Genomic DNA, 13,047 nt, shown 5'->3' with positions numbered 1-13,047 from the left:
GTTGATTTACATCAAACACAAGCCAATCAGTGGCGCCATCGCGTGTGTCTGATCCAGATCAGATCCAGACACCGGCAACGGCGTAGAAAGGAAAGAAAGAGCAATTGGTCACCGCGTGTCAGCCTTTCAAACCGGATGGAGGATTACCCCATGCTTACTGTCAAAGACCACAACGATCGGGCCGTGGCGGCGTACGCCGCAGTCTCCGGGCAATACTGGATTGAAGCCGTCAAGGATGGGCGCCACGTGTTGATCCGCCCGTTGGCGGAAAAGGACCGTGAGCGTGAATACGCCTTCATCAAGCGCCTGTCACCCGAGTCCCGGCACATGCGTTTTCTGGCGCAGATCAGCGAACCCGGCACGGCGATGCTCGACCAACTGATGGACACCGATAACAAGAAGCGCACGGCCTTCATCGCGCTGGTGCATGAAGACGGCCAGTTGATCGAAATCGGCATCAGTCGTTATGCCGCCACCGGCGAGCATGAATGTGAATGCGCCGTGACCGTTGCCGATGAATGGCAGCACCTGGGACTGGGCACGCTGTTGATGGAGCACCTGATCAAGGCTGCGCGCAAGAACGGCTTTCACCAGATGTATTCGGTCGACGTCGCCAGCAACGAACCGATGCGTGAACTGGCCCGGACGCTGAACTTCGAAACCCATCATGATCCTGACGACAGCCGGCAGGTCATACACCGTCTTCAACTGTAAAAAATCGCCCGGTGATGGGCCCGTCAGGACTCATCACCGGGCGATTGCCTTCACGACTGCAGCGTATGTCCCGGTTTGATCGCCAGCACACTGCAAGGCGCGCGGTGCAGGATCTGTTCGGCGGTGGTGCCCAACAACTTGTTCAAACCATGATGCTGCACCGTGCCCATCACGATCACGTCGGTGTGATGTTCTGCGGCGAACTCGCAAATGCTCGACACCGGCGGCCCCTCGACAAAGTGTCGGTGGGTCGGCGGCACACCATGGCGTTCGGCCAGGGCCGCAAACGCCTCGTGTTGCGCACTGCCCAAAGATTCATAGATCCCGGTGGCCAGGGGCAGCGCGCCATAACCCATGTCCGTGGCGTACACCGACGTCCAGTCGTAAACATGCAGCAACTCCAGCCGGGCATCACATTGCTCGGCCAGCCGGGTGGCAGCTTTCACAATCTGATCGTTGAACACCAGATCCTGATCCTCACTGCGCAGCACGTCGATAATCGCCAGCACACTGCGCGGCCGTGGGTGGACGTCATCGGTGACCAGATGCACCGGCGCCGGGCAATCACGCAGCAACTGCCAATCCAGCGGCGTGTAAAACACCCGCTTCAATGCCGATTCCTGCTGCGCATCCTTGATGATCAGCGCCAGCGGCATCTCGTTGACGAACTGCAGAACTTCTTCATACGGATGTTGCACCCAGACCACCTCGCTGGTGACCTCGATGCCATGGCGCGCGAGCAAGCCGGCCTGTTCGGCCAGCCATTGGCGATGGGTACGCAGATAACCGTCTCGGGCCAGGCGGATTTGTTCGGGGGCGAACAGGCCCACCACGGCCAGCGCCTGCAAATAGTCGAAGGCGACAATGTGCAACGGCAGTTGCATGGCGACTGCCAGCGCAGCGGCACGTTCGAACGCCGGTGTGTGGGTCATGGCTGGGGGAGCGATCAACAGTAAACGCGGAGTCTGCGACATGGGGCACCTCGGCACGATGGCCATCTGGATCGAGTGAACAGGGTTCCAGATTGCGCGTTCCTGCCGCCGGCGAGTTGATCTTGATCAGCTCTGCATGACACGCCCCGAGGCCAACATCGAACCCTCGCCGCCGCTGTTTCAGTACCACAAGCTGCCGGCCCACATCGCCAGGGTCAGCAGCACCTGCCCGGGAATCACATAAGCGGCGAAACGCCGGCCACCGCCGACCCAGGCCACCACGCATTTGCTCAGCGAGTTGCTGCTGATCGCGATCAGGGCGGGACCGACAATCGCCTCCACCGGTAACAGACCGGCCTTGGCCAACCCGGCGATAGACGCGGTCGAGGCGTGGGCATCGGCAAATCCGCTGAAGGTGGCGGTGAGCATCACACCCACCTGACCAAAGTGACTGAGCATTGCCGACGACACCAGGGTGATCGCCGTCATGGTCAAGGCAACGACCACGGCAAGTTTCGGATTGAATGCGCCGCCCACCGACATCGTCTCGGCAGCCCCTCGGGTCGGCCGGGGAAACATCAGACAGGCGCTGTAAATCAGCGTAGCAATACTGCCGGCCATTAACGGCAGCCACATGTTGCGCAACAAGGCTGGATCGACTGCGGCGAGAATCAGCCCGGTCTGAATCATGGTCGCCAGATTGGACAGCAGCGCCGCCGCGCTGAGAACCCGTAGATTCGAAGGTTCTCGGGCGACCCGATGGCCCATGGTCGCAATGGTCACGGTGCTGGACGCGAAACCGGAGGCGATGGCGCTGATGGCGTAGCCGTAACGAACGCCCAGCGTCCGCACCGCGATGTGCCCGGCCGCCCCCACCAGCATCAGTAACACCGTCAAGGTGCAAATGGTGCGCAGATTGATCGCGGCGTAAGGCCCGATGTAACGGTCCGGCGTCAACGGCAAGACCACCAGCGCGGTAATCAGCAAGACCAGGCCGTCGCGCATTTCGGTTTCGCTCAACTGACTGATCGCGAAGTCATGCAGCTTTTCCCGATACGTCAGCAATCCCGCCACCACCACGCCAATGGCGACCGCCAGTTCGGCAGAGCGGGTGCACAACGCGCCCAGTATGAGCACGGTGATCAGCGCCACTTCGCTAGTCACGCCGGGATCGTCATCGCGCCCGCGCCAATAGGCGACGGTGATCAGCAACGTCAAACCGATCGCGACAATCCCGACCAACAGCGCCGCCCCCACCGCCATCGCGGTGTAGCCCAGCAATGCGGTGATCGCGAATGTACGCAAACCTGCGCTGCCTCGACGCTCTCCGGAACCCTTGTGACGTTCGCGCTCAAGACCGACGAGCATGCCAATGCCCAAGGCAGCCGCCGCCCCCATCATGCCAAGGGATTCATTCATCGTCGATTTGCCTTGCCTCGTCCCTGCGCCAATCGGATTCAGCCCGCGACAGCCTCCACAGCTCCGGCCGGTGCCGGCAGTGCAAACACTTTGCGTTCAGTTGCTTGCGGCCAGGGGTGTGGCGCGTCGATGCGGGCCTTGAGTTGGCTGACAAATGCTTGAGCGTCCTCCAACTGATTGAAGTACACACGACAATCATCCAGCGACACAACCCAGCCGTGCGGCACCGCCGTTGCACTGATATCGATGTTCATCGAAAAGCCTCCGTCAAATCGAAAAGGAGCCGTTGTTCAAGGAGTGATCGCCACTTTCATGACCCCGTCACGCTGGTGTGCAAACAGTTCATACGCCGCCTCGATGTCATCGAGTTTGAAGCGATGGGTTACCAGCGGCGACAGATCCACCGCACCGCTTTGCACCACCGCCATCAAGCGGCGCATGCGCTCCTTGCCGCCGGGACACAGGGTCGAGACGATGCTGTAATCGCCCAGGCCAGCGGCGAAGGCACCGAGCGGGATGTGCAGGTCGCTGGAATACACCCCCAGGCTCGACAAGCGGCCACCGGGGCGCAGCACCCGCAATGCCGATTCGAACGTGCCCTGAGTACCCAGCGCTTCAATGGACACGTCGACGCCACGGCCATCGGTCAAGGCCATGATCTGCTCGACCACGTCGCCATCCTTGAAGTTGACCACGTGGGTCGCGCCCAGCCGCCGTGCGACGCTCATGCGCTCCGGCACGGCATCGACGCCGATGATCGTGGTCGCGCCCTTGAGCCGCGCACCGGCCACGGCACACAGGCCAATCGGCCCGAGGGCAAACACCGCGACACTGTCGCCGATGTTGATCTCCCCGCGCTCCGCCCCGGAAAACCCGGTGGACATGATGTCCGGGCACATCAGCACCTGTTCGTCGCTCAAGCCATCAGGGATCGGACACAGGTTCGCCAAGGCGTCCGGCACCAGCACGTATTCGGCCTGGCAGCCGTCGATGGTGTTGCCGAACTTCCAGCCGCCAATCGCCTTGAAACCGTGGCGGGTGTCCGGGCCGTCCTGCGAGCCACAGCCGCACAGGCACGCGTAACTTTGTCCGCTGGGGGTGATGGCCCCGGCAATCACCCGCTGTCCTTCAACGAAGCCACGCACTTGCGAACCCAGCCGTTCGATGACGCCCACCGGCTCGTGACCGATGGTCAGCCCTTTGGCCACCGGGTATTCGCCGCGCAGAATATGTATGTCAGTGCCGCAGATGGTCGTGGTGGTGACACGGACCAGCGCATCCAGTGGCCCGACCTCCGGAATAGGTTTGTCTTCGAGCACAATGCGGTTCTTTTCGACGAAGATCGCCGCTTTCATGGTGGCCATGGTCAATTCCTCCGAGCGAGTCGCAGCTTGAGTCGTCATCAAGACTGCGCCGCCATCACGGTCCCGAAATTGATAATGGTCAACAATCCATGAATCAGCCCGCCGCGCTGCTCGCGAAGAGCGCATTCCAGCCAACATCTGCACCGACTGCGCCACCGCATTCGCGAGCAAGCTCGCTCCCACACGGGATCTGTGGCGGGTGCTGTAAGTGTGTGCACCACTGTAAAACCTGTAGGAGTGAGCCTGCTCGCGAAGAGGCCAGCCCAGTCAACATCTGCACTGACTGACCCACCGCCATCGCGAGCAGGCTCACTCCTACATTGGATCTGTGGCGAGTGCGAGAAGTGTGTTCATCGCAGTAAAACTGTAGGAGTGAGCCTGCTCGCGAAGAGGCCAGCCCAGCCAACAGCTGCACTGGCTGCCCCACCGCCATCGCGAGCAGGCTCACTCCTACATTGGATCTGCGGCGGACGCGAGAAGTGTGTTCATCGCAGTAAACCTGTAGGAGCGAGCCTGCTCGCGAAGAGGCCAGCCCAGTCAACATCTGCACTGGCTGCCCCACCGCTATCGCGAGCAGGCTCACTCCTACATTGGATCTGCGGCGGGTGCGATAAGTGTGTTCATCGCAGTAAAACTGTAGGAGTGAGCCTGCTCGCGAAGAGGCCGGCCCAGTCAACATCTGCACTGACTGCCCCACCGCTATCGCGAGCAGGCTCGCTCCTACATTGGATCTGCGGCGGACGCGAGAAGTGTGTTCACCGCAGTAAAACTGTAGGAGTGAGCCTGCTCGCGAAGAGGCCAGCCCAGCCAAAATCTGCACTGACTGCCCCACCGCTATCGCGAGCAGGCTCGCTCCTACATTGGATCTGCGGCGGACGTGAGAAGAGCATTCACCGCAGTAAACCTGTAGGAGTGAGCCTGCTCGCGAAGAGGCCGGCCCAGTCAACATCTGCACTGACTGCCCCACCGCTATCGCGAGCAGGCTCACTCCTACACTGGATCTGTGGCGGGTGCGATAAGTGTGTGCACCACTGTAAAAACTGTAGGAGTGAGCTTGCTCGCGAAGGGGCCAGTCCAGTCAACATCTGCACTGGCTGCCCCACCGCTATCGCGAGCAGGCTCACTCCTACATTGGATCTGTGGCGGGTGCGAGAAGTGTGTTCATCGCAGTAAAACTGTAGGAGCGAGCTTGCTCGCGAAGGGGCCAGCCCAGCCAACACAGACCGCGCGTCCGGTCACCGGCGGCGGCAACGCCTCCCTTTGACAAATATCAAGCCGCCCCCCGGCGCCAGCGCCACGATGGGCGCAAGGCTCACGGCCCGAACACAGCGTCGCCTTTTCGCGTCGCGTGTGCGATCAACCACGGGAGATTTGTCATGTCTGAGCAATCGCGTTTCATGCTGGTGGTGTCGCCGCTGATGAAAAACAGCCCAGCTTTCGAACGCGCAGCCGCCCTGGCCAAGGCGTCCGATGCAGCGTTGCACATCGTCGCGTTCGACTACCTGGAAGGCCTGGCCACCGCCGGGCTGGTCAACGAACAGGCGCTGGAGCAGATGCGTCTGGGCTACGTCGAGCGCCATCACCAATGGCTCGAAGATCAGGCCCGGCCGCTGCGCAAGCTTGGCGTGCACGTCACCACGGAAGTGGTCTGGGTCGAACGGCCGTTGCAGGAAATCCTCATCCACCTGCGCGAACAACCGATGGCGGCGCTGATCAAGGCGCTGGATCACGAATCGCTGCTGTCGCGCCTGATGTTCACCCCGCTGGATGTGCACCTGCTGCGTGAATGCCCGGTGCCGCTGCACTTCGTCAGCCATGTGCAACACGCCCTGCCGCGCCGGATTGTCGCGGCGGTCGACCCGTTCCATCGCGACGGTCAATACAAAGGCCTCAACGACCGGATTCTGTACGAAGCCAGCAAACTGGCAAGCTCGTGCAACGCTGAACTCGACGTGATCTACGCCCATGACCTGTCCTCGATCAGCGCCGCCGAATTCGGCTTCGACCGTGCCTCGGCGTTCTTCTCCTCAAACGCCGCCAAGTTGCTGTTCGACGCCCAGGGCGAAGCCTTCCGTGAATTGGCCGAGCGCAACGACATTCCGGCAGAAAACCAGCACATGATCATGGGCGATCCGGCCAAGGTCCTCGCCAGCTACGCCGACGCGTATGACATCGACATGATTGTCATGGGCCGCGTCGCTCATCGGGGCCTGGGCCGCCTGATCGGCAGCACCGTCGAACACCTGCTGTACAGAATGCCGTGCAGCGTGTGGGTGGTGGCGCCGGAAAGGCTCGAATGAGGTGATGAGCCAATAACACCTGCATTAAACCGTCTTCCAAACGTTGTACTAGGATAGGATCCAATTCCTGACATTGTGTCGACCAGGGAACACGGTCGATGCAAGGTCAGGAATGGATCGTTTCACCTGTCAATCATGGATGACGCTTATGAACTCACACCTGTTCCCTCAGATCGGTAAAGTCATCGCCAGCACCGGCAGCCGGCACTTCCCGCGGATGTTGCATGACCTGATCCAGACTCAACTCGCGGTGGACGCCACGCACATCCGCCAGTTGCGCGTTGAGCCGATGGGCCACACCGCGAACCGCCGCCAGGCGGACATCGGCAAAGACCCGGCCCTGCTGGCCGAAACGTTGTTCTCCGAGCACAGTGCCGCGCGCACCGCCGAGCTGGCTGACCTACACCCGACCAGCGCCGAAGCCTCGCAACTGCACCTGACCCGGCGCAAGGACGGTTACCGCTATGTGATCTCGGTGTATCGCAACGATCAGTCGCAGCGCTTCTCGGCCCAGGAGCGAAGCTTGTTGGAGGATATTTCTCCGGTGCTGTTGCCGATGGTCGAAAAACACATTCATGCCCTGCAACCGGTACGGGCCAACGCCCACGATCAGTCGCCCAACGCCGACGGCACACAACCGGGCCTGGGCAACCTGCGCCAGCGCTTCGGCGAACGCCTGCAGCAGTTGGGCCTGAGCCTGTCCAATCGCGAGACAGAGGTGTGCGTCGGCCTGCTCGCCGGGCGCACTGCGCCGGAGCTGGCCGAGCAGTTGCAGTTGAAGGTCAATACCGTGGAAAGCTACCTCAAACGCGCCGCGATCAAACTCGGGATCAGCGGCCGGCACTCGTTGATGCGCTGGATGTATTCACCCGACGACACCCACCACACCACGCCACCTCCGCTGCCTGAACCCGTTGTCCCTGAGATTGCGACGCGGGATAAAACCATCGGCTTGAATCCCGCCCCGGATCAGTTTCAAGGAGAGGCGATTGCGTGGGCGGCTTTTACATAAAAAGCAGACGACTCGGTGATGACTCGGAACCAGGGATGATAAGGATATGAATCTGACCGGCAGCATTCGCAACATGGAAAACCCGCATTTCTACTGGCAACTGGGGGAACTGATTGCCAGCACTGGCGATGATCATTTCGCCAGCAACCTGTTCCAGTTGGTCGACACGCTGGTGCCGGTCAACCGCGTCGATCTCAGCGAATGGACGCTGGACGAACGCCAGGCCAGCGTGGTCGAGATCAAGGCGCTGGGCAGCGCCGGCCTGCCGCAGACCTTCCCGGCGCCGGATTCGTTGCTGCGCCCGGACGATCATCCGCTGTTGCAGAAGATGATCGAGATGAATGACTCACTGCTGATTCAACTCAAAGCGTCGCTCCAGCCCCGACATCCGCAGCACAGCGTGCACCAGTGCAATCTGGTGTCTCGCACCTCCAACCGCCGTTGTGTCATCTCGTTCTATCGACCGCATACGCAACGGGTGTTTTCCCTGCCGGAGCTGTCGTTTCTCAAAAGCCTGTCCGACACCCTGCTGCCCCTGATCGAGCGCCACGCGCAGCTCAGTCGGCAGATCATCGCCAAACAGCCGCGCCTGCCACTGGCGGACCTGGAGCAGGCGCCGTTGCAGCAGGTGTTCGATGAACGTCTGGCGCTGGGCGGCATCGTCTTGTCGGTCCGGGAGAAGGAGGTCTGCCTCGGGCTGCTGAGCGGCGGCACCGTGCCACAACTGGCCGAGAAGCTACGGGTCAAGAGCAGCTCGGTCGAGACCTACCTCAAGCGTGCGACCGCCAAACTCGGGGTCAGCGGGCGGCATGGTCTGGCGCGCTGGATGGCCGGGGCCTGATCGCGAACAGCATCGACAGCTCGCGCACCAATGAGGTCAGTGTCCAGTAGGCACTCGTCACTTTTTCTTACACCTTTTGTCGCCCGATCCTATGCTGCGCGGCGATCCGCGGCCGGCGGTTGCCTTCAGTTTGGTATCATGCGCCGCTTTTACGGTTAACCCCCCGCCAGTCCTGCCGACTGACGGGCTGCAAAAGGCGGTATTAGATGACGGCTTTGTTGACTCGCCGCAAGGTGCTTGCGGGAATGGGCGTACTGGGCCTGGGCCTGCTCACCGGCTGCGACACCCGTGGCCAACTGTCGTACAAGTACGGCAAGGACCTGAGTGACAAGATCCTCGGACGCACCTTCAAACTGAAGAACATCGACGGCGAAACCATGACGCTGTCGAGCTTCCGCGGCATGATGCCGATGATCTTCTTCGGCTTCACCCAATGCCCGGCGGTGTGCCCGACCACCCTCGCCCGCGCGGCGCAAATCAAGAAGCTGATGGGCAAGGACGGCGACCGTCTACAGGTGATCTTCATCACCCTGGACCCGGAACGCGACACGCCGCAAATCCTCGACGCCTACGTCAAAGCCTTCGACCCGAGCTTCGTCGCGCTGTACGGCACGCTGGAAGAAACCAAGGCCACCGCCAAGGAATTCGACGTGTTCTACGAGAAAGTGCCGGCGGGCGACACCTACACCATCTCCCACACGTCCACCAGTTACGTCTACGACTCGCGCGGCCAGCTGCGCATGGGTCTGTCTGTATCGCTTTCGGCACAAGAGTGCACGGAAGATTTGCTCACCGTTATGGAGGTCTGCTGATGCACCCCGTTCTGAACAACATCAAACGCGCCGTTTTCGGTCTGTCCCTGTTGGGCCTGGCGTTTCAAGCCTCGGCCCAGACCCAGGTCGACGACGCCTGGGTGCGTGCGACCGTGCCGACCCAATCGGCCAGCGGCGCATTCATGACCGTCACCGCCGACAGCGACAGCAAACTGCTGAGCGTGGCCTCGCCGGTGGCCAAAGATGTGCAGATCCACGAAATGTCGATGAAGAACGACGTGATGAGCATGGGCCCGGTCAAGTCGGTCGACCTGCCGGCCGGCAAAGCGGTCACCTTCGACCCGAATGGCTACCACGTGATGCTGATGGGTCTGAACGGCCAGCTCAAGGAAGGCGAAAGCGTGCCGCTGACCCTGACCGTGGAAAACGCCAAGGGCGAGAAAGAGACCGTTGAGGTGAAAGCCGAAGTCCGTTCGCTGACCAATATGCAAGGCCACGATCACAGCAAAATGCATTGATCTGACTGAGCGGTAATAAAAAACGGGGCGGCCTGAATCATCAGGCCGCCCCGTTTTTTTTCGCGTCGTTCAGGGGCGCTTGCGGGCCAATGCATTGCGCACGCTTTCTCTGGACATCCCCGAGCGGGAAACAGGTGCGGGTTTCTGCGTTTTTACCTCAGCCAACTGCTGCTTGCGCTTGAGCACCTGACGCCAGCGATAGCCGAGATAACCGACCGCCGCGAAGAACCCCAGCCACCCCGTCACCCAATTGACCACCGTCCACAATCCGACGGTGATCAGCACGGTTTTCCCGGTGAACAACTTCAGGCTGTCATCGACAGGCACCGTTTCAACCGGCGTCTGCTGCGCCAGCGGAATTTGCTGCATCCCGTCCAGATCAAAGCGCAGGGAGAAGTCCGCCCCGGGCACCTGAACGTCTATTCGATCGCCGTCAGTGGTATGCACTCGAACCTCGCCATTGACCACCGACACCGAGCTGAAACTGACCTGGGTTTCACGGTGAATCTCGCCGTTGACCAGGGTCACGACGGTTCGTTGTTGGACATTGGGGGTGTCGCGCATGCCGATTCCTTGAGAGATCCACGCCGGGCGACGTGCAAAGGGAAAATCCGTTGGGCTCGAATGCTACTGAGTGGTCACCACCCTGTCCAGAAACGCGGCCAGCCAGGGCCTGCGACGGCAAACCTTAAACAGTCTGAAACAATAAATCTGCCGTCGGTATCACCCCCGTCCATTCGCCGCTATCGGCCTGACACGTATACCGGACGCGGTTTCACGCCTTGTGCCGCACTGGCGGACGCAGATCAGCCCGGTGTTTAAAAGGGCGATCAGGCAGCCCACCCTTGGTATCATCGCGCACACTTTTATGACGGTTTGATGGCTGGAAGGTCTTTTTGTGAGCGTTCTTTTTCGTTGGTTGCGGCAGCCGCACGCCCGCCTCTTTTCCCTGATGCTGCTGGTACTGATCGTACCGGTGTGCCTGCGCGCGGCGTTGGGCTGGTCATCGCCGTTGGGCTATTTGTCCGACCTGGCGATCGGCAGCCTGCTGGTGGTGTTGCTGCATCGCCGTGCGTGGTGGCTGGCGTTGCCGTTGCTGCTGTTCTGGGGGCTGCTGGCGGTGGCGACGGCCGAGCTGGTGAGCGCCGTCGGCCGACTGCCGAACCCTTCCGACCTGCATTACCTGATTGACCCGCAGTTCGTGGAAAACTCCACCGGTGGCGGCCTCGCCCATCCTGCGCTGGGCATTGCCTTGCTGTTGGCGCTGAGTCTCTGGTTGGTGACCCGTTTCGCCAATCGCGGCCAACCCGCGCCTGCCCTGCCCCGCACGGTGTGGGCCGCGCCGGCGCTGCTGTTCGCCGCGCACTGGGGCGCGCAGAACCTGTGGCCGAACGATGATGACCCGTGGCGCCTGTACAACCTGCCGCATCATTTGCTCGCCTCGCAGGTGGCCGATCTGCAGTTGCAGGCCGAAGAATGGCTGGACGGTGACGTCGAAGAACCCGCGCCGCAGATGGCCGGGCTGACCGATCTGGACCTCAACGGACACAAGCTGCTGGCCGCACCGGGTCAGGCGCGCAACGTGCTGATCATCGCGCTGGAAGGCATTCCCGGCGCCTACATCCGCGCCAACCGCGAGGCCATCGGCAGCCGTTATCAGGAAGACCTGATGCCCAATCTCAGCCGCTGGGCCGAGCGCGGCATGAACACCCCGGATTACGTGCTGCATACCCATCAGACCATTCGCGGCCTGTACGCCATGCTCTGTGGCGATTACGACAAACTCAACAACGGCACGCCCAAAGGCGTGGAAATGCTCACCCAGCAGGAGCGCAATCAGGCGTGTCTGCCGGCGCAGCTGCGCCAGCACGGCTTCAGCACGCATTACCTGCAAGGCGCCGGTCTGCGCTTCATGGCCAAAGACAAGATCATGCCGCACATCGGTTTCGATGCGACCCATGGCCTGGAATGGTTCACCAACGCCAACTACCTGGAGTTTCCGTGGGGCAAGGATGACAAGGCGTTCTTCGAAGGCGCGCTGGATTACGTCGGCCAACTGAAGAAACAGAAGCAACCGTGGATGCTCACCCTGCTGACTGTCGGCACGCACCAGCCCTACTCCGCCCCGGAAGAATACCTGGAGCGTTACGACACGCCGAAGCAGGCCGCCGTCGGCTATCTCGACGATGCGCTGGAGCAGTTCCTCAGCGGTCTCGAACGCCAGGGCGTGCTGAAAGACACACTGGTGGTGATCACCTCGGACGAATCCCACGGCATCGATGGCGTTCGCCTGGCGTCGTCCTGGGGCTTCAACCTGACGCTGGCGCCGGAACAGGCACAACTGCCGCGACTGAATGCCGGGGTGTATGGCCATGTCGATCTGAGCGCGTCGATCCTCGACTATTTCGACTTGCCGGTGCCATCGGCGTTGAGCGGCCGTTCGCTGTTTCGCGACTACGACAGCGGGCGCGAAATCATGTCCTATACCAACGGCAAGCTGCGCTACCACAACGGCCAGGGGATCTTCTCCGAGTGCGACATGCCGCGCCGCTGCCGCTATTACCAAAGCGCCGGTTTCATTGCCGACAGCGCCACCTTCAAGGGCAATGAAAGCAGCCAGCACGCCCGACAGATTGCCGCCCGCGCCATGGCGCTGGACCTGTCGCTGCTGCGCACGCCGCTCAATCAGCGCTATCAGTTCGGCAGCAACAACATCATCCCGCTGCAGGCGCAGATCAACGATGACTGGGCCGACAACCTGATCGGCGCGCAATACCTGGAAATGCCCAAAGGCTCGCACACTCGCGTGCGCCTGACCGTGCGTTCGGTGGATCCGCAGCAGGCGGCGTACATTCAGCTCAAGGCCAAGGAGTTCGAACAGGACGTGCAACTGGGCCTGCCGACGGAGATGGTCGCCACGGCGGATCAGCCATTGGAGATGGACTTCAGTTTCGACAACCCGAAACAGCGCAAGGCCTTCTCGTTCCACTTGCTGGGTTATGGGCTGGGTGCAGTGGAGGTCACGGATTTCAGTGTGATCACTGAGTTGCCGGGGCAGGAGGATTTGATGGATCCGGTGCCGGAGGACGACACTGCGCAATCGAGCTGATCACAAACTCCCCGTAGGAGCTGCCGCAGGCTGCGATCTTTAAGCAAAATCAACAGATCGCAGCC

At 61.3% G+C, this 13,047-nt stretch carries 12 protein-coding genes; 7 read left to right on the top strand and 5 right to left on the bottom strand.

The window, feature by feature from the left end; genetic code table 11:
• The first annotated feature begins 150 nt into the window (after nt 1–150).
• Nucleotides 151–714 carry a GNAT family N-acetyltransferase gene (locus tag NN484_RS23945; protein WP_127651884.1) on the top strand — a complete coding sequence of 188 codons (564 nt, stop codon included), beginning with the start codon at nt 151–153 and terminating at the stop codon, nt 712–714.
• 50 nt (nt 715–764) lie between these two features.
• On the opposite strand, the gene NN484_RS23940 is transcribed toward NN484_RS23945, so the two are convergent.
• The 4 genes from NN484_RS23940 to NN484_RS23925 form a co-directional block, all read right to left on the bottom strand.
• Nucleotides 765–1,688, bottom strand: coding sequence for a universal stress protein (locus NN484_RS23940; RefSeq protein ID WP_127651883.1), 924 nt, complete (start codon nt 1,686–1,688; stop codon nt 765–767).
• Nucleotides 1,689–1,826: 138 nt separating this feature from the next.
• Entirely contained in the window at nt 1,827–3,065 is a 1,239-nt protein-coding gene (locus NN484_RS23935) for an MgtC/SapB family protein (RefSeq protein WP_274658072.1), read from the bottom strand.
• 38 nt (nt 3,066–3,103) lie between these two features.
• Nucleotides 3,104–3,319, bottom strand: coding sequence for a hypothetical protein (locus NN484_RS23930; protein ID WP_127651881.1), 216 nt, complete (start codon nt 3,317–3,319; stop codon nt 3,104–3,106).
• 36 nt (nt 3,320–3,355) lie between these two features.
• Nucleotides 3,356–4,429, bottom strand: coding sequence for an NAD(P)-dependent alcohol dehydrogenase (locus tag NN484_RS23925; protein WP_127651880.1), 1,074 nt, complete (start codon nt 4,427–4,429; stop codon nt 3,356–3,358).
• Between the two features lie 1,376 nt (nt 4,430–5,805).
• On the opposite strand from NN484_RS23925, the gene NN484_RS23920 reads away from it, so the two are divergent.
• The 5 genes from NN484_RS23920 to NN484_RS23900 all read left to right on the top strand — a co-directional run bounded on the left by NN484_RS23920 (nt 5,806) and on the right by NN484_RS23900 (nt 9,873).
• Nucleotides 5,806–6,729 carry a universal stress protein gene (locus NN484_RS23920; RefSeq protein WP_215500804.1) on the top strand — a complete coding sequence of 308 codons (924 nt, stop codon included), beginning with the start codon at nt 5,806–5,808 and terminating at the stop codon, nt 6,727–6,729.
• Between the two features lie 148 nt (nt 6,730–6,877).
• Nucleotides 6,878–7,741 carry a helix-turn-helix transcriptional regulator gene (locus NN484_RS23915; protein ID WP_274658071.1) on the top strand — a complete coding sequence of 288 codons (864 nt, stop codon included), beginning with the start codon at nt 6,878–6,880 and terminating at the stop codon, nt 7,739–7,741.
• 46 nt (nt 7,742–7,787) lie between these two features.
• Nucleotides 7,788–8,582 (top strand): helix-turn-helix transcriptional regulator, encoded by a 795-nt coding sequence (locus tag NN484_RS23910; protein ID WP_215500806.1) that lies wholly within the window; start codon nt 7,788–7,790, stop codon nt 8,580–8,582.
• Nucleotides 8,583–8,788: 206 nt separating this feature from the next.
• On the top strand, nt 8,789–9,394 hold the full coding sequence (locus NN484_RS23905) for an SCO family protein (protein WP_274658070.1): 606 nt from the start codon (nt 8,789–8,791) through the stop codon (nt 9,392–9,394).
• The gene (locus tag NN484_RS23900; RefSeq protein WP_127651875.1) at nt 9,394–9,873 is read left to right on the top strand and encodes a copper chaperone PCu(A)C; all 480 of its coding nucleotides are present in this window, start codon (nt 9,394–9,396) and stop codon (nt 9,871–9,873) included. Before NN484_RS23905 ends, NN484_RS23900 begins: the two co-directional genes overlap by 1 nt.
• A 69-nt stretch (nt 9,874–9,942) precedes the next feature.
• On the opposite strand, the gene NN484_RS23895 is transcribed toward NN484_RS23900, so the two are convergent.
• Complete coding sequence (locus tag NN484_RS23895) at nt 9,943–10,437, bottom strand: hypothetical protein (RefSeq protein WP_127651874.1); 495 nt, start codon at nt 10,435–10,437, stop codon at nt 9,943–9,945.
• Between the two features lie 334 nt (nt 10,438–10,771).
• Here NN484_RS23895 and NN484_RS23890 point away from each other — a divergent pair, with 334 nt between their 5' ends.
• The gene (locus tag NN484_RS23890; RefSeq protein ID WP_274658069.1) at nt 10,772–12,982 is read left to right on the top strand and encodes an LTA synthase family protein; all 2,211 of its coding nucleotides are present in this window, start codon (nt 10,772–10,774) and stop codon (nt 12,980–12,982) included.
• Nucleotides 12,983–13,047 lie beyond the last annotated feature (65 nt).

Origin of the sequence: Pseudomonas serboccidentalis (assembly GCF_028830055.1) — a bacterium.
In the GTDB taxonomy this organism is placed as follows: domain Bacteria; phylum Pseudomonadota; class Gammaproteobacteria; order Pseudomonadales; family Pseudomonadaceae; genus Aquipseudomonas; species Aquipseudomonas serboccidentalis.
The sequence above is the reverse complement of the archived record's forward strand: the minus strand, read 5'-3'. Positions and strand labels throughout refer to the sequence as shown.